Origin of the sequence: Sphingobacterium sp. xlx-130 (genome assembly GCF_011007405.1) — a bacterium.
GTDB classification, from domain to species: Bacteria; Bacteroidota; Bacteroidia; order Sphingobacteriales; family Sphingobacteriaceae; genus Sphingobacterium; species Sphingobacterium luzhongxinii.
In genome coordinates, this window is record NZ_WFKN01000001.1 from 110,440 (window position 1) to 129,947 (window position 19,508).

The window sequence follows — 19,508 nt, forward strand, 5'->3', positions numbered from 1 at the left end:
TTTTTATTTTAAAGGTAATATGACTGTAAATAACTGTCCATCATCTTGTACACGTATCGATTGCCCTAACAATAACTTGAAACGGCTCTCCAAATTGTCGAGTCCTGTCCCATTGGTCGTAGGACGGACCAACTTTGAATAGATGGGATTAGAAATACACAGTTCATCTTGTTCGTTCAACCATATCTTGACCAACATTTTGTGATCGCTGTCTACCACATTGTGGACTACAATATTGTCTAGCAAAGGGAGAACGGAAAGTACAGGAAGCTTTAGCGTAAGTTTACTCTTTTCAATTTCGATACTATACTGTAGCTTGTCCGAAAAGCGCACTTCCATCATGTATTGAAAAGAACTGACAAAGGCTAATTCTTCAGCTAGTGTAACAAGACCTTTCTTATGACTTTGCAGAATGTAGCGGAATACATCAGACAACTTATCTAAATAGGTCAATGTCACACGATCCTCCTTCTTGCGAATGAGGGACGCTAAACCATTGAGCGAATTAAAGAAGAAATGGGGGTTGATCTGATTGGTCAATGCGTCGTAGCTGCTTTGCAAATTTTGAACACGCAATTCTTGGATTTCTTTGTTTTTCTTCCTTTGGTCCAGATACAGCATAGCAATGTGACCAACCAACGTACTCAATACGGCCACAATGAAAAACTGAAAAAGTACGAGGCTGCCATAATGACGGACTCTGACCAGAAGCAGATAACAAATGCCTCCGTAAATGGCAAATGTTATAAGAGTAATCATTAAATTGATAAAGAATCGTTTGCGAAGTGATATGCTATGCAGTGATTTTAAGTTATACCCCACCAATAAAAAGATTAATGTAGAAAGTAAACTGTACCGGATCAGCAATAAGATGATCCGCTCGGACTTCGCTGATCCGACTAGCTCTTTTAATTCATAGGGCAACCAAGTAATATCGGGATAGATTACAAAAAGTGCCGACAATAGCCCTAAAGCTAGTAACTGCCAGGTCTTGAATCTACTCAATACGTTGTAGGTATTGTCTACTGAGGTATCTCGCATGTAATAAAATTACAAATTTGTGTCCTCAAAATAAAAAATCCTGGATTAAAACGAATAAATGCATCTTTAAAGCGAAAAACGCTTTCTCACCTTTCTAAAACAAACAAAAAATATCAGATACTAAAAAGCCGTTCCGAAGTGATTTAGTAACGGCTATGTATCTTTACAGGGGATTGTCCCACTAAGTATGTAAATAAAAACTACAGAGTTCAGTTATTTTTCTTATAACTGAACTCTATTTTCAAATAAAGCAAAAACTGTTTTAGGATAATGCTCCAGTTAGTAATAGGGATATTTGGATTCCCATCTTTCAACAAAATCGTCCAGAGCAGCCTGTGCGCCCTGTTTGTTCGGAACATCGTAGATAGGCTTCATGTCAGCTGTTAACGACTTTTTGTCTTTCCATAGAACATATCTGCAGGCATTTCGGATCTGATGGACAACACAAACCTTCAGCCTGCATGTTAGGTCTTAAATATAATTCTAAATAATAGTGGAGACAATAATATTTAAGTTGTACATTAAGTCGATGCCTCTTTCCAAAAACTTACTTAATTGCATTAATCTCAGCAATACTAGACAGCCCAGTAAGAGTAGTCATTAGCACTTGATATCTAAAGTGTCGTGCTGTTACTGGCTTATTAAATTTTACGATCTTAATATCGGGATTACTCAAATTAGAGTTGGGGTCAGTAATACTGCCAAAATATCTTCCTTCATGTTTCCACTTTACGCCATCTATACTCGAAAAAACATCCATTTCTAAAATATCACAATCTCTGTAGCCGAAAGTGTAATTTGGAACTATTTTAAATCCTTTAACAGTTTCATTTTGTCCCATATCAATCTCAAACTTGTCTGGTGGTGCAAGACCAATCCAAAAAGAAGAATTGTTTCCATCCATAAGATTTGCGACCGGCCAAGGTCCTATGGTTCTATCACTCTTTGCTTTCCATTTTTCGCGATTAATGACCTCCCCATTTAATTCATTCTTTGAATTTTTGGAAATATTATTAAGCGTCAAAAGAAAGTTAAAAACTCCTTTCTTAGGGTCTGCAAGAACTTTTTTTGCATCGCTTGAATTAACCCTTACTGGAAGTATATAAGAATCTAATTCCGTAAAAAGATCTTTATTAACTAATTCTAGTTCCAGTCCTCTTGCAACAGTTTGATTGTTATTCAAATTGAGGGTAGTATTGTGTAGAATATATGAGCCTTTGGGAAAAGGAAGGTAGTTTGTATTATTTTTTGAATTATATTGAGCTACTAAATCATTGCTGATCTCATTTTCAATAACGACATGAACATTCTGATCAATGCCTTGATTTAATCGTACCTGTAACGGGATTTTTTTATTTGGCACACCTTGAATAAGCATTATACTGGCATCAGAATCCCCAGTTTCTGTTACAACTGAAGCTGTTAAATTAACTACATTTACCTTGAAACGTACAAACATTAAATTACTTTTTAGCATACCTCCTTTAGTATTGGTTATTAATTTAATAGGAACTACAAAAACCGTTTGACCAAAAGGCAAACTGGAAATATCTTTAAGATTAACTGTAACAGAATCAGTTGACTGAATATCACCAGCCTTTATTAAAATTTTCGGCTTTTCGATCTCAAATAACCCATCAGTAAGAATTGGTGAATTAGACAAATAAATACTATCATATGCCGAAATCAAATCTCTATTATAATCTATCTCCGCACTAACAATCATATCCTTAATAGCTTTCTCTTTCAAAAAAACCTTAAATCCTGCCGTATTTTCGCTTGGCTTTATGATATCCATATTAATAATTACATTGTCTCCACTGTTTATGGGAATATGGTCATAAGCAGAAATATTATTGCTCACATATTCCAAAATATTATGATCAATTTCATTTTTTTTACACCCTAGAAATACCACACCAATACATACATAAATGAATAGTGGGGTAATATTAAAATTTACAATTTTCATATTTTTTTATCTTTCATTCTGAATAATCAAACTATTACTTGCAATTAACTTTGGTGAAAAAGGAATTAAATACCGAGGAGACAAAGGTGGCAAGCTTTTAATTACCTTAATAGGAGGCGAACCGGCTAAAATTTCTTCAATTGTAGCTGGACCTTGTCTTTCAATTGTTTTTACATATTTACCCTCTCGATTCAAGCGCTTTAGATCAAATAATCTTAATCCACCTTTCAAAGTCAACTCTCTCCTTCTCTCATCCAAAACAATAGCCAATGCATCTTCACCAACTTCAAGGTCTGCATAGTCACTGGGTTTGAAGCGAAACTTTCTAAGTTTATTAACAGTCTCCACTGCATCCGCACCTTCACCTGATCGCGCTAAGCATTCTGCTTTTATAAGCATTACTTCTGGAACTCCGATACTATAATTAAAAGGAGTATATTGAACATATCGCTGGGTGTGAAAAGGATATTTAGCTGTGGAGTTTGTCGCATTATATTCAAAATTATAAACCAATCTTAAATCCTCGGGGTCATAAAGACCTAGCAAATCCGCGCTTATTTGTAGGTTTTCATTAAATTTATTATAAAAATCACTATCAAGTACTACTTTCGCTAACAAAACTTCAGGATTATTTTTCTGTTCTTCCAGTGTAATTAGCTTTCCTTGAATCCCATTCGATGCATTTGAGCCATTCACAAAAGAAAAAATGCGATAATCAAGTAATGTATCTCGTATTTTTAATGCCTCTTCAGCATTAAACAATGCTTTTTGGAAGTCTCCCATAATCAAATATACTCTAGCCAAAAGACCATATGCCACCGCTTTCCCGGGATGAAGAACATCGACACCAAAATCAGGTAATGACTGCGTATTTATAGCATCATTTAAATCTACAAGTATCTGATCATATACCTGCTGTACTGTAGACCTTGGAAAAACTCCATTTGCATCAGGGTGAAGTATTAAAGGAACGGCCAAATCACTATTTGCAGAGATATTATGATAATCTAACCCGTAAATACCAACCAACTGACTATAATAATAAGCTCTATGTATTTTGGCCTGAGCTTGAATTCTTGCCTTGTTTTCGAATGACCCATCTAGAGCTGTCATGATATTATCAACGACAATGTTTACTTGAAGAATAGATTTATAGGTTTCATTATACATATAATCGTCCTCAGCAGATCCCCACACCTCATCATTCCACAAATATGCATTTACATAAAATGAACTTGCTCCCCCCTTATCCACAATACCATCGGTTAAATATACGTCGTCAGTAACCAGGTCGGCTAAGAAATAATTTCTCCCAGCGAGTTGGGCGTTATTTAGGATTTCTTCAAAATCATCCACCGTTCGCGGATTTATTGAATCGCTGTTATTAGTCCGAACATTTAAAAACTTTTCACAGCTACAAAAAGCCAATAAAATTAAAAGACAATTGGCAAAAATTTTAAACATATTCATAATCTCGTTTCTATAAACCAAATTTAATACTCAATATATAATTGGTAGGTCTAGATAAACCCACTGTACCATTATTACTTACTGCATCGGGATCAATACCAAATTTGTTTCGTGTCCATAAGGCTAGATTTTCAACTTGTGCAGAAATAGTCAGATTTTTGAAAAATAAAGATTTTAATAAATGTGAGGGTATGTCATAACCTACTTGGACTTCAGTAAATCGAATATTATCAGCAGACAAAATATTATTACTGGAGTTTTGAGTTACAATTGCACGTGTTTCATTATATTTTGCTATAGCAGGTACATCCGTGTGATATTCATCTCCAGGTTTACGCCAGCGACTAGCAATTAGAATGTTTCTATCAATCTCGGGAGTTAATTTAGGCATATATCTTCGCATAACATGACCATAATTAAAAACTAATCTTGCAGAAAAGAATACATTTTTATATTGCCAATCGTTGAAGATTCCTCCAGAATAAGGGGCTCTTGTATTGCCACTATAAATAACAGAGGTTACATCCGGCTCAGCAACCTTTTCCATTTGGCTATTGTAAAATTGTGGATTACCTAAAGAGTCTAACCCCGCCCAATGAAAACTCCATAAATTGTCTGTGGTATACCCGTTTCGGGAAGCTGTCAGATATGTCGCAGATAAGCTAAAGGGCTCTTCAGGCACCTGTAATGCTTTATTTACATTGTACGATCCATTTATTGTTAATCGCCATTCAAAATCTGGTCTCTTTATTAAATAAGCATTCACACCCAAGGTAATTCCTTCATTTGAAATTCGACTGTAGTTCACTTTAGATTGAAGTCCTGAGGAAGGATCAGTCGGAAGTCTGCCTTGTGCTAATCCTGCAGTAGTTTGATTGTAATAACTCAAGGAAACTGTATACTGATCGTCAAGTAATCCCAACTCTAAACTCGCCTCTTTATTTAATTTACTTGGAGGTAATAATCCTTGTACTCCCGTAATCGGTACACTTCCACCTCCTCCGTTAGTAACTGAGTTCGCCTCCATCATTATCCTCATTCCTTGATAAGGATTTATATTTTGCAAAGCCATATTAAATCGAAGTGTACTGATCAAGGGAAACTTAAAATAGGGTGATTTTGCAATATCATAACTTAACCGCCCATTCCATTCGGGCTCGCCTAAGGTATGTTGGCTATACTTCAATTTCAACGAAAGTAAATTGCCAAACATTCCAGATTCAACCTCTCCTGAGACACTTCTATTCGTTTGACCACTTTGTTCGGCAAAATTGAAGCTGTTGATAATAATCGTAGAATTATTCCATAAAGGTTGCTCAAATCTACTGCCTGAAACTTGATCAGCGGAAAGCTTTGGAATTGAAACGTCCGTTGCAGACAAAGTAAATTTCAGATCATCGATAAATTTCATGTTATTAACAATGAAATTCTCCAAGCCAAGATTCCAAGAAAGGGCAAGCTGTTTGCTGCTTGTAGCAGCATAAGAAGGATTATGCCCATAGTTTGGAGTATAGCTGGACAAATATTGAAAATTTAGACCATAACGATTTTTAAAACTATAGCCTAAATCACCATTAAGATTTATTTTTCTTTCATATCTTAACACATCTATCCCAGAAAGATTTAATTTATTAAAATCCAACGTATTGGATGTGAAATTCCTAAGATCTGATGTTTGGGAATTTAAAAAAGGAATTCCGTACTCTCTATTTAGATTATATCCGTATATAGTTCTTCTAGGAATATTTTTTGATTCTACACTTCCTAAGCCTAAGTTTAAGGTACTATACAAACTATGATTAGTCAAAAATTGCTGTTTGAAAGATAAACCAGAAGTAATACGATACTCAAATTCATCAGAATTACTTGCTTTATAAAAATCTCCTATCGGCACATAGAAGTTAACGTCAGTTGCCTTGGATAAATCATTTGGATCATTAAATTGAGGCACTCCGTACTCATTAAATAATTCACGAGCTACACTAGAATTCCTTTTGGTTAATTTTCCCTCAACCGTTTTGGATTTAGATAATTTAAAATCAGTAGTCCAAGACAAACTCTTAAATATTTGATAATCCACATTAAGACTAGTATTTATTTTATTTGTATTACGTTCTGTGCGGTTAGATATAAGATCCTCATAAAGATTTAAACCTGTATTAAAATATCCAGCATGACGCATTCTAGTATCCAGTGCTGCATCTTTATAGTAATAAACATAATCTCCATATTCATCAAAAAATAATTGATAAGGATCCATTTCGATCATATTGTGGTCTCCTTTGTAACCCTGACTGTTATTTACATTCACAAGCCATCTTGCCTTAATCTTTCCCTGTAATAATCTCAGATTATTTTTAATATCAAGACCAAGATCTCTATCCTTAGATCCCAGCTCTGTTTGCATATTTTTTCGGTACATCCCATTTAAAGAGAATTGATAAATAGGACTCCCCCCAGAAACGATTAGAGAGTGATTTTGATTAAGTACATTCTGTTGAAGAGAGCGCAATTGTTGGCGGTTAGAAATCAGCCCCAAAGAATCCCATTTGTGTTGAAAGGCCTCTTCTGATAGATATCCTTTCCCCAAATCAAATAGATATGATTCCGCAGGCCTAAGAGAACCTGGCTTTACAGAAATGGTGTTGGGGTCATAACTGGCTAGTCCCCTATCATAAACCTCTTTGTAATAATCAAGAACATCAGCTGAAGATGCTAGCTGAAGCTTTTTAGCACTATTATCGGATGGAGTTGAATAATAATAATTAGAGCTATAATTGATTTGAACTTTTCCAGATTCTCCTTGCTTCGTTGTAATAAATATAACACCGCCTGAAGCTTTTGGCCCCCACTTCAAACACTCTTCAGGATCGCTTACAACTTCAATAGATTCTACATTATTCATAGGGTAGTCGCTAGGGAAATCTTCCTGAGGAAATCCATCAATTACAACTAACATACCCGATGGACCAGTAGCAAAATTTGTAACACCTCTCAATTGGGGCACTAAACCACTGTTTACAGTACTAGAGGCCCCTTGCCGATAAGCACTTGGATTACTTGTAAGATTTAGCTTTCGCTTGTATTCTTCATATGTAGGATACTCGGCGAGGAACTCTTGTGTTGTCGCAGGATTATTTGCAGAAAATTCATACATCTCTCTCACAGTCTTGTATCTTGAATTTCCTGCTCCCACAATATCTATTTCACCTTCCACTGTTGTGATAGCCGGCTTTAAAGTAAGTCCAGGTACACCACCTTCCAATATTTGTCCAAGATTTTGGTGAGATCTATTCTTTAGATCTACCATTGTTCCAACCTGTTTTTTAACCGTAACATCAACCTGATCGATATTTGTATTACTTACTTTTAGCTCAATATCGCCAAGTTTTTCTTTTGCTTTTACTTCTCTTTCTTCAAATCCTAGACATGAAATAACCAATATACTTTTATCATCTAGATTTTTGAATTGGAATACGCCTGCTTGTCTAGTAGTCGTAACCAATTTTGTTCCCTTTACTTTAATTATCGCTCCGCTGATTGGCTTACCATTTTCATCCACCACTTTCCCAGATACATCAATAACTGCTAAATCATCAGTAGCTTTCATCCATTCTATTCTTTCGGTTTCAAAATGATTTTTTGCTGTATTGTCTCCAAAAAAATCTGGTGATTTTGATTTGTATGCTTCAGTATAAGCATGAGTTAATCTTGGACCATAGAAATAATCCAGCTCTTTTAAAGTCGTAGTCTTGTTCAGTGTATACACTTCTTCGACTGTGGTATTTAGAGAATTATCATTTTTAAAGATAGTGGCGGTTTTTGCAACAACAGCAGCATCCACTTGCATAACCGTAGATATCATTAAACTTAAGGTAATTTTACTTCCCAACAATGCATTTCTATCGATTCGATTCCTGCATATATTTATATCTATATTAAACACTATTTTACATTAATGAATCAAACTCTGTATTAAAAAACTAATAGAGTTAATTAACTAGCAGAATTCCAGCACATATGAAATTCACTATTGTTACTCCATTCAATTTTATTTAAGTTTGAAACTTGGGTTAATAATTTGTTATTTGCTAAAACGACGAATTGCAACCAATATTTTCAAAGCTTCGATCACTACTCGAAGCTTTGTTTTATTTTTTGATCACTTAGAGTTGAATTATCCCTCAAACAACTCTTTCAGTTTACGATCCAGTGCAAACCCTCTTATCTCACTTCCAGATGCTACAATAGTTCCATCTTTAGAAATCAAAAAGCTTGCAGGTATACCGTGGATCACATAAGAACTAGCTGATTTTGATTTGAATCCAGCAGGATCTACTGTGTTTATCCATGGCACTTGCTCCTCTTCCAATGCCCTTAGCCAATCCGAATGCTTTTCATCTAGGGACAGTGCATAAATTTCAAAACCTCTATTTTTATATTTTTCGTAAGACTTTTTCAGATGAGGGAATTCTCCTCGACATGGACCGCACCAAGAGGCCCAAAACTCTAGTAGTGTATATTGGTTACGGGCAACGACATCAGATAGTTTAATCTCTTTCCCATCTTTCATTTTGGAAAGGACTTCTCTAAAAGGTTGTCCGGCGGCAACGGCTTTTCTAGCGTTTTCAGATTTTATCATATTATCAATACGTTCTCTTAGCTTTGCTATAAAATCATTCTTACCTATTTGCTTTTCATATTGATCATAAAGATATAGTCGCTTGTCGCTGTCATAACTTCTCCAATTATTATTATTACTAAGAGTAAATAATTTAGCCCAAACCGAATAGTTTCCTTCAATAATACCGTGCTGATAATCTTCTATAAATTTCATTACAGGCCTTTGCTTTTCGTTATATGAAGCTCGTGCATTTAAAACCGCCTTCTCATCCATCATGTTTAATCCGTTAAATACCTTTTCTGCTTCAGCAGCTTCACGATTTATTTGCAGAAAATCTTTATCTAGCTTGTATCCGTAAACAATACTATTAATCTGCCCCCCTAATATTTTTACATCGGAGCCTTTAAATTCGACTTCGTAGGTGTCATTCTCAAGGATAAACTCACCTCTAATATTTTTTATAAAAACCATTGCTTTGGTTGGTTCCACAATATTTCCTGTAAATTGAAACTCTCCATTTTGTATAATGGAAGTAGCTAAAGTGTCAAACTTATAGTTGACTAACACCGCTACAGTCCCCCCTTCATACACTGCCTCAACCCTTCCTTTTATCGTAAAAGAACCTGTACCTAGCTTACTGCTAATCAGTAATGGGGTTATAATAATAAGATACAGTAATAAATTAATTCTTAAATTTTTCATATAGATAATTTTCAATTGCCTAAAAGATTATTTATTCAAAATCTTGTAAGTTTTTGATTTAACATTTTTACCTCCTTTGAGTTCAACGTCAAAAAAAACTTCATTCATATTGCATATATTTCCATCACACACTTGCCAAGAAGCGTTTCCTTCTATTTCATACTTTTCAGGAATGGGCTTGCTTGCTTGGATTTCATAAATGACAAGAAAGTCCTTGGTATAGTGTCCATGTTCATTATTTGCTTTAGGCCAAATTATATTCACAACTTCAAAACCTTCGGGTAATTTCAATTGAATATTGGTGCTCGGATTCTTATCGCTTGGTTCGTTATTATATGTATACCAGCCTAAACCAAGATCAAAGAAAAAACCGATTCTGAATATTTTACCTCCTTTAACAGAATCGTAATTGCTTCCCACTCTTATTTTTAACTGATCATCACCATGTGATTTCAACTTATAAACGTTAATATCCCAAACCTGCTGAGAAAAAGCACATTGACAAACAAAAAACAAACATATACTAGTAATGATATTTTTAATACTGTTCATTATTTTTATTTTTGAGTAAACAACCATACATAACCTCTGTCTTGATAGTTATACACATCATACTTCCGTAATGTGCCGTATACTTCAGACATTTCCTTTTGATTATCTTCTAATTTTTTTTGAAAACTTTTTGGCATTTTTTTCATCCTATCAGCATATGATTCGGTATTATCAATAGATAGTTTAGAAAGCAACTCGCTGGATTCTTTGCGCAAAGAATCAAAATTTTCCATAGCTTTGGCCGCTCTATCATCAAGTTTAGCCTTAATCATTTCCTCCTCAGGAGTCAAGTCTCTTACTTTTCGTTTATCACCATAAATGTCACCTAATAGAATGTCAGCTTTTCCATCCCTATTATAATCATTTACCCAAACCTTTGGTCTATTGCCGACAGCCTCTACATTATCTGCAATACGTTCGTAGTCATTATTATCAAATATTACAATAGCTTCACTAAATTGTGGACTGGTAATGCTACCAGTATTCTTGAACCAAAAAACATTCCCGCTTTCATCTGAACAAACCAGATCAAATAAACCATCTCCATCTAAATCGCCAGGAGATACGTGGACGGGATTACTGGTGCGGTTTTGTTTCAAAGGCTCATAGATATAGGGGCATTTTTCCAATTGCAACAGAGATGGCTCCGCAAATTTAAATTGCTTATCGTCTCCCTCATTTTTGACTAAGCGCGGGTTATCCCCACGAGAACTCACCAACAAATCTAAAACACCATCATTGTCCCAATCTATCGGCTCCACACAGATGGCGTACACGTTTTCAATCTTGGCTATAATCTCTTTTGCTGCAAATTTCTGATTACCTAGTCCGCGGAATAAATATATATTACCGTTGTAGTCACCAGTCATCAGATCGTCAATCCCATCACCATCTAAATCTGCGATTCGAGGATTAAATGCTATGCAACATGTAACTGGTACAAAAGCATCCTCACCATCTGCCTGCAGATAAAAGAAATCTTCATATGCGGGTTTTTCGTTGCTCCCTTTATTTATATAAATTCTACATTTAGACTTCACATATGAAGCAGTGGTCCCCCCTTTTGTTGGTTCATTACCAAATTCTCCGACCAGCAAATCATCTAAACCATCCTTATTAAAATCATAGATATATGGTGAAGCATGGGTGCTTTCCACTATGAGCAACTCACCATTCGTTAATTTCAAAGGAACAGGTTTCTCAAATTGTTGAGCGAGCCCAAAGTTGGCAAAAATAGAAAGACCGGTAATTATTAATAGTTTTTTCATTTGAATGTTTTTTAAATAGAGATGAAACTAGCATGAGCCCAGGATTCACCTTGTCTTGTGTATAAAATAAATGCTAATGATTTATATTCTCTTGATTTCAAGGGTAGCGTGTTCTTACTCCCCTACCTCGGATTTTGTTCAATATTAGGATTTAAACTAATTATATACCTAGGAATTTCTGCTACATATCTATTACTGCCAGGAGTTAGAGTAGCAGTCTGTCCATTATTAAGAATCCTTTCAAAAGTTGGGACATTTTCACCATACGCGTGATAACGTCTTAGATCAAACCAATTTAGTCCTGTGAAGGCTAATTCTCTAAGTCTCTCTTTCTTAACATGAACAATCGCTTCTTCTTTATTAGATGCTGATAATTCATAATTTGAATTTTCTCGGAACCGATGAGCACGTAGAATATTAATATCCTTCATTGCTAAGTCTTTATTGCCTACACGTGCATTACACTCAGCTCTTATTAAATACATTTCTGGAGTAGAAGCCGCGTGAGTCCTTGATATCCGATTAACATAACGATAATCCTCAAAAACAATATTTTCATTTCTCCTATCTGTGTTGCAAGAAAAAAAGTAAAATCTAAGATCATTCTCTTTATCAAATTCATTTAATAAATTATCGGCATAAAAGGCTTTAGCAGCCCAAAAATTAGAAGATGTATTCCCCTGCCATAAAGTTTCGGAAATCATATTATATGTAGTAGGTAAAGTTGACCTATCATATAAATCCTTAGGATTAGCTCGTATATAATTACTATATTTCAATAGTAAAGAAGGAAATTCAAAAGCTCTATTTATTGCTTTAGTAGCTGCTTCAATATCATTCATGAACAGACCTACCTTTGCCATTAAGACATAAACGCCCTGTTTCGTAGGTTTAGCTTTTTCATTATCCTCGACCTTTTCAGGAACCAAGTCGATCGCTTGATTCAAATCAGACTGAATCTGCTTATAAACTTCACCAATAGTTGCACGCTTACTCTTTTGTGAGATATCGTTCTTTAATATTAAAGGTACGCCCAATTCATTAATGCTTTCAGCAGTATAGTGCTTTGCATAAGTATTTATTAAAACAAAATAGCAACGTGCCCTTTCTGCATGAGCTTGTCCTTTAACATTTTTTCTTAATGTTTCATTAAGACTATTGACTGAAGTAGCATTTTCCACATTTTCAAGAATTTCATTGCAAGCATAAATTCTTGAATAAAGTCCATTCCAGTGACTACTGGACTCATTCTCAGGGTAAATATACTCAGCCCAAGAATAGGACAGTATAGTGACCAATGACAAACTGGACATTTCCTGGAGAGGAAAATAAGTTTCAGGTGATGAATATGTATTTCCAACTGCTCCATTTGTCATGTTTAATATTAGATTGTAATCTTCAACAGTTTGAGGAATGCTCATCCCTTTTGGTTTTACGTCTAAAAAATCATTACATGAGGCGAACAGCACCAAACTAATTGTGCAATATATCGTTATAAGTTTCATAATTTTAAATTTTTAAAAACGAGCTTTAATTCCAAAAATTAAGCTACTTGGCTGATTATAACCATAATCCGTCATCCCCGAATAGGCACTCATATTAACTGACTGTGGGTTTATATTTTCTTTGTTAGCATTCCATTGATATAAATTACGAGCTTGAAAAGTAATGCTAACGTCATTGACAGATTTCCCCATGACTCCTTGTGGTAAAGCATAAGATAAACTTACCTCACTTAGTTTTATGTATGATGCATCTCTAATGTGGGTATCCGCAAATTTGTAATAATTACCCACTGCGCTTGACACCCAATAATCACTGGTCAATAAAGGGACATTGGTATGATTTTCATCGCCAGGCTGCCGCCACCTGTCAGCTACATCGGTATAAACACCGTACTTAGGATCAGAGGCTGGCTTTCTGAATTTATGGCCAAACTCATATATTGCTTGCGCAGAAAATGTAAAATTAGAGTATCTTAGAGAAGTATTCATACCACCAAAATAAGGAGCGTCTGCAACCCCTACATATACTAAATCATCTTTATTCTCAGAGTAGTCATCCCAACTTACCTTCTTCCCTTTTTCCCATAACATAGGTTCTCCTTTATTATCCAAACCTGCGTACTGATAACTGTACATTCGGCTAAGTGCCTTACCCATTATTGCCGAACCTCTTCCAGGAGGTCTAGGCTGTAAATATTGTTGCGCACTTATACCTTGATCATCAACCTTTATCACATTATTATTGTTATAGCTGATGTTCATTCCAACACTCCAAGATATTTTATCTCTCTTAACAGGTATCGCGTTAAATGTCAATTCTACTCCTTTATTCAAAACAGAGGCGAAGTTCATTGTTGCCGCACTAAAACCATTGGTAGGATCTATCGTTACTCGACCTAATAAATCGACTCCCTTTTTATGATATAGATCCACACTACCTGAATATCTATGATTTATAATTTTAAAATCTAATCCTAAATTATAAGTTTTTGCAGTTTCCCACTTTAGGGTGTTATTAGCTGGATTAGTCAAATTTATATAGGACACGCCAGTCCAATAATCCAATTCATTGGATCCCATCAAAACAGGGTAAAATGATTTATTAATATTTCCTCCTAAACCATAGGTTGCTCTAAGCAAAAGCTGATTTAGCCAAGGGGCACTTATAAAAGCTTCTTCTCTGATATTCCAACTCAGTCCAGAGGACCATATTATATTATATCTGTATTTCGAATCATTACCGAAAACATTTGATTGATCCATTCTTCCACTAAATGAGGCCGTATACCGACCTTTAAAAGTATAGGCTCCATTAGAATACAAAGAAAAATCGCGATTATCTCCCTCACTGTAGCTATTGAAAGCACCAAAAGAATAAGGGGACCACCCTACCCAACCTAAGTATTCTCCCCTACGAAGAAAATCTTCATTCACTGGTATATAACTGAGAGAGTTTTCATCAAAACCGTATTTTATTGTTTGATTTGACTTAGAACCATATGATCTAACTTCATGCCCCAACACACTAACAAGCTGATGTCTGTTGTCCCTAAACGATTTTTCAAAGTTCAATTGATTACGCCATGTCCATGCCTCACTATGAGAATTCGATACATCAAACATACCTCCCAAAGGAAATTGTAAATTTAAACTTCCATCAGAATTTATCAGGGTAAAAGAATTTATTATCTGACGCATGGCAGGATGAGAAGCTCTTTGAAAATTTTCTCTTTTATTAAATCCACGTTCATACTGAAATCGTGTTTCTATATTTAAACCGTCAATGATTCTATAATCCAAAGCAGTTTGAATTCTCGTAGAAAATCCGATGTGTTCTATATCATTCATTTCCTGTTCTTCCAATAAATTGCTTGAATAGGACAGATATCCCATCTCTTCTCTACGTCTTCCTTCCCATTTGTCAATCATCCAATATCTAATGCGAGTGCCAGCATCATCCACTAAATTATGGTAAGGCATTTCATAAGTTGCAGAATAAAGACTAATGCCATTTTGCTTCCCATGATTATAATTTGCATTTATCCCTGTAGAGAATATGAGGTTGTCACGGAGTGTATAGTTATGTTTAAAATTCACCACGATTTCATCATCCTTATTACCAATCATCTCACCTTTATTATAATTATATAATCCTGAAAGATAATAATCACTTTTTTCTCCTCCTCCACTCAATGTCACATTCAATCGATTTAAAATTGAATTCCTCATCAGATAATCACTAAACTGCTTCTGAAAGTTAGCATTTCTAAGTTGTTCCATCTTATTTCTAAACTCAGTATTTGAAATAATAGTCTCATGATCTGCATTAGGCATATTTAATCGCGTTTCGTAATATGCCTCCTCAACTCTATTTAACGCCTCGTGATAATCATTTACATAATTAACATTTGTATTTCCGATTCCGATATTATCTATCATATGATCGATTGACTGAGTTGCATTCATAAGATGCAAATCCTTAAAATCACTTTTAGCACTAACAGTCAGTATATTAAAAACTTCAAATAGATTTCTCCCATTTCTAAGCCCCTTTTTGGTTGTAATAACTATAACGCCATTTGCTGCTCTCACGCCCCAAATAGATGCCGCCGCGGCATCTTTCAATACTGTCACATTCTCGATGTCATCGGGGTTTACAGTAGATAGTCCTCCCTCAATTGGAAACCCATCAACAACCACAAGAGGGCTTGTGTTAGATATAATTGAACCTTCTCCGCGAATGGTAATTGCCCCCCCCCTAACTTGAACTCCTGCAATTTTACCTTCAATTCTTGAGATAAAGTCAGGGGTTAGAGTTCTATTAATTTCTTGGGAATTCAATACCCCAAACGAACCTGTCAACCGCTCCTTGGGCAATTTCTGATAACCAGTATTCACTACCTCAACTTGATCCAATTGTGAAGTCAAAGCTTTCAATATAATTTTTTTCACTTTATTAGATACTGCAACTTCAGCTGTCTCATATCCCATAAATGACACCACTAAAACTGCATTTTCATTTATATCTTTCAATGAAAATTCACCAATATTATTAGTTAGTGTAGTGATATTTGTTCCTTTTACTTTAATAGTGGCACCTACTAATGGTCGATTAAAATCATCCATTACAATTCCTTCAACAAGTATTCGTTGGCGATAGCTTACGACAGCCTTTTCGTCTGTCTTACCGATTAAAATATCTCTTTGATTTATTTTAAAGGTTAGCGATAAATCTTTAAATATTTCTTGTAGTGCCTTTTCAATAGTTACATTGTTTACCAAGACGCTTACTCTAGCATTTTTCACATCTTCATCGTTATAAAAAAACACATATCCACTCTGATTTTCTATTGAGCGAAAAATTTTTTCCAATGAAGTATTTTTTTCGCGAAGGCTAACTTGACTATGACCTTTACCGTAAACTTGCATTAATGCAAGTAATACGAACAGTGAAATGAGATTAATTTGCATAATAATCTTCTTTTTCTTTTCCAAATAACTTGTCTGAAAGCCATCATACTGGCGGTCTATTTTGGAAAGTTTAATTAAATTCATTTAATTTGGTTTTGTAAGGGTAAAAAATTGATCAAAACATCTTTTTAAGATTGCCCGTGCGTTATAATTAGCCTAGCTAATGCCGCAGAAGTGCTTCGAACCACTTCTGCGTTTTTTTAAACGCAATAACATAAAGCACTTCTTTTACATACTTTTTACTTTTAATATTAATGAATATGTAGTTTATTTTCTCCCCTTGATTATAATACTTCGGCCTACTATTTTATAATCAATCCTATAAAAATCAAGTAGTGCGTATACTTTTTCAATCTTCCCACTTCTATGAATTTTACCGGAAAAGGTAGTCTTTAAGTTCACATCTTTGTAAATTACGTCTACATCATACCATCGCTCAAAATGCCTCATTACAGTTCGAATATCGGCTTGGTTAAAACTAAAAAAGCCATTTTTCCATTCCAAAGCAGTTAAAGGATCAATTTTACACACTTCGAAATTTTCATTTACCTTTTGTAAGATTGTTTGTTGTCCTGGAGAAAGCTTTATAGATTGATTTGTATAATTATTGCGAACCCGAACCGACCCTTCCAATAAAGTAGTCTTCACGAGCTGATCCTCCCTATATGCGCTTACATTGAAGTGTGTCCCAAGGACTTTGATCTCTTGCTCGTGACTACTTACCACAAACATTTGCTTTTCCTTTTTAGCTACTTCAAAATAAGCTTCGCCATCCAATTCTACACGTCGTTCCTGTTGCGTAAAGCGGGAAGGGTATTTAATAGTCGTTGCGGCATTAAGCCACACCTTAGTACCATCGGGCAATGTAATTTGGTATTGCCCCCCCCTTGGTGTGCTTAGCGTGAGTATTTGTTCCTTTTGTTGCGCTGAAGAGATCGCATCCGAATGTGCTAGCACTCCCGTGCCATCGGTATAAACAATAGAATCTGAACCGATGATAATTCCTTCTTGGTTCTCATTTAAGTTGATAACAGTTCCATCGGCTAGTGTTAGTAATGCACCATTACCTACAGGCGCAATATCATCTGCTACTATTTCTTGGACATTGCTAGATGAGAGTTCTTTTTTAACAGCTAGGTAAAAGTAAAGCCCTATACTGACGCACACAAAAACAGATGCCGCTACAGCAATCCTACTCCAGGAGAGCAGCTGACGATTGGGCCTTACGGATTGCTCCATGAATAATTTCTCTTGTATATCAGCCCATACTAAATCGAGATCTTCCGTACTCTCTGCTAAAGACATTGACTCCTGCAAATCTCCATCCCGATACGCCATGTACCAACTTTCAATAAAGGCAATTTCTTCAGGCGTACATGTACCTTCCTTATATTTATCCAGTATTAGGTCTATTTCTTCTCTTTTCATAATTATTGGCGATCGGTATTTGTACCCGATACTGTATACAAGACAAGAAGCAATGACCTAACATGTAGATGAAAAACAAAAAATATTATAAAAAGCTGTAAATATGCTATTTAAATTAAAAAAGAAAGTATAGGGCTTTGGTTAAAAGCTAGCTTTGGATAAGAAATAGAAGATATGTAAATAGTCCCAGTTTAGTACGTAGGATCTTTAATGCATTGGAAATTTGTCTATTTACGGTAGACTCCGTTATTCCCAACTCTGCAGCAATTTCCTGATGACTAAGATTTAACTTTCTGCTCATCTCAAATACGAGTCTCATCTTATCGGGAAGTGCAGCGATTTCAGCCTCTATGATTTCAGAAAATTGTCTTTCTCTTACCAGATGATCCGTAAAAACCGTGCTTACATCAGCAAATTCTATCATCGAATCTACATACTTAGTCCGTACTTTTTGATGTGCAAAATGATTTAGTATACTATTCCTTAAAGAGGTATACAGATAGCCAGAAAGATTACTGTTACAGGTTATGGTCTTCCGCTTTTCCCAAAAATTCACAAAAACCTCTTGGATAATATCTTTTGTATCTTCTCGATTACCCATTTTTTTGCAAGCGTGGTAGTGTAATACAAATTTGTACCGCTCAAAAATCTCGGTAAAGCTCGATTGGTTGCCTTCTTTGACTAGGGCAACTAGGTCCATATCCGAAAGTGTTGAATAATCTGGCATTGGTTAAATAATTGAGTTATCAAAATTAAGAATTAAAAAATCGATTTACAAACAAGTATTTACCACGAATTTTGACGCTATTGCAAATTAGTAATTTAGCGGTTTACAGTTTGTCAATTGTAAAAAAAACGTTGTTCAAATGATCAAAAAACTCTATGTAGATACTCTTGTCTGCTATATCTATGATGACAATACGCGTAAGATACTTATAAAGTCCGTTTTAATTACTTAAATTCGTCTTTGAAATTTCTCTTCTTTTGGTAACAATTAGCAGATCAAAAATTAGCCGGTCAAACCGTTTGGTATGGCTTTAGAATAATTGGCCTTGTCTTCTTTTTATCCCGTTCCAAACGACCTCTAAACTCTTTTCTAAATCTTGAAGGTCATCCCGAATATATCCGCTGGTATCTCTATCTAATTGGACTGGATGCATTGACCACGATTCCTTTTGCTAAATTATGTCAGGATAACAGGCCAAAGAAATACACATTCCTAAGATTAACTGGCATTATTCTATTTTTTTTGTAATCTTTCTCGTATACGTGTCCAGCTATTTGAGCGGTACATCCGATCGTGTTATGGCGCAATGTTATTATGGCAATAATAGAGTTGGATTCTTGATCTTAGCGAATCTGACACAGAATGTCTATGTATTTTTGACATATTTTAAAGTGGATCATACAATGAATCAAAATCTCTCTTGACTAAACGTGACGAATCCGCAGACTGAATATCTAATTTTCGATTC

At 35.2% G+C, this 19,508-nt stretch carries 12 protein-coding genes; all 12 read right to left on the minus strand.

Annotated elements, in window-relative coordinates; all coding sequences use genetic code 11:
* Positions 1-3: 3 nt before the first annotated feature.
* Complete coding sequence (locus G7B18_RS00460) at positions 4-1,041, minus strand: sensor histidine kinase (RefSeq protein ID WP_164111878.1); 1,038 nt, start codon at positions 1,039-1,041, stop codon at positions 4-6.
* A 279-nt stretch (positions 1,042-1,320) separates the two neighbouring features.
* A complete protein-coding gene (locus G7B18_RS00465) occupies positions 1,321-1,497 on the minus strand; it encodes a transposase (RefSeq protein ID WP_164122006.1) in 177 nt (58 codons plus the stop codon).
* 91 nt (positions 1,498-1,588) lie between these two features.
* On the minus strand, positions 1,589-3,013 hold the full coding sequence (locus tag G7B18_RS00470) for a BT_3987 domain-containing protein (RefSeq protein WP_164121826.1): 1,425 nt from the start codon (positions 3,011-3,013) through the stop codon (positions 1,589-1,591).
* 6 nt (positions 3,014-3,019) lie between these two features.
* Positions 3,020-4,483 (minus strand): RagB/SusD family nutrient uptake outer membrane protein, encoded by a 1,464-nt coding sequence (locus G7B18_RS00475; protein ID WP_164121827.1) that lies wholly within the window; start codon positions 4,481-4,483, stop codon positions 3,020-3,022.
* 10 nt (positions 4,484-4,493) lie between these two features.
* Positions 4,494-8,375 (minus strand): carboxypeptidase-like regulatory domain-containing protein, encoded by a 3,882-nt coding sequence (locus G7B18_RS00480; RefSeq protein ID WP_205601683.1) that lies wholly within the window; start codon positions 8,373-8,375, stop codon positions 4,494-4,496.
* A gap of 285 nt (positions 8,376-8,660) precedes the next feature.
* On the minus strand, positions 8,661-9,809 hold the full coding sequence (locus tag G7B18_RS00485) for a TlpA disulfide reductase family protein (protein ID WP_164121829.1): 1,149 nt from the start codon (positions 9,807-9,809) through the stop codon (positions 8,661-8,663).
* Positions 9,810-9,836: 27 nt separating this feature from the next.
* Positions 9,837-10,361, minus strand: a complete 525-nt coding sequence (locus G7B18_RS00490; RefSeq protein ID WP_164121830.1) for a protein-disulfide reductase DsbD domain-containing protein — start codon at positions 10,359-10,361, stop codon at positions 9,837-9,839.
* 5 nt (positions 10,362-10,366) lie between these two features.
* Positions 10,367-11,629: an FG-GAP repeat domain-containing protein gene (locus tag G7B18_RS00495; RefSeq protein ID WP_164121831.1), complete on the minus strand. Its 1,263-nt coding sequence runs from the start codon at positions 11,627-11,629 to the stop codon at positions 10,367-10,369.
* 122 nt (positions 11,630-11,751) lie between these two features.
* Positions 11,752-13,134 (minus strand): RagB/SusD family nutrient uptake outer membrane protein, encoded by a 1,383-nt coding sequence (locus G7B18_RS00500; RefSeq protein WP_164121832.1) that lies wholly within the window; start codon positions 13,132-13,134, stop codon positions 11,752-11,754.
* A gap of 12 nt (positions 13,135-13,146) precedes the next feature.
* On the minus strand, positions 13,147-16,689 hold the full coding sequence (locus G7B18_RS00505; RefSeq protein ID WP_164121833.1) for a SusC/RagA family TonB-linked outer membrane protein: 3,543 nt from the start codon (positions 16,687-16,689) through the stop codon (positions 13,147-13,149).
* Positions 16,690-16,872: 183 nt separating this feature from the next.
* On the minus strand, positions 16,873-18,033 hold the full coding sequence (locus G7B18_RS00510) for a FecR family protein (protein ID WP_164121834.1): 1,161 nt from the start codon (positions 18,031-18,033) through the stop codon (positions 16,873-16,875).
* A gap of 148 nt (positions 18,034-18,181) precedes the next feature.
* Positions 18,182-18,760, minus strand: coding sequence for an RNA polymerase sigma factor (locus G7B18_RS00515; protein ID WP_164111888.1), 579 nt, complete (start codon positions 18,758-18,760; stop codon positions 18,182-18,184).
* Positions 18,761-19,508: the final 748 nt, after the last annotated feature.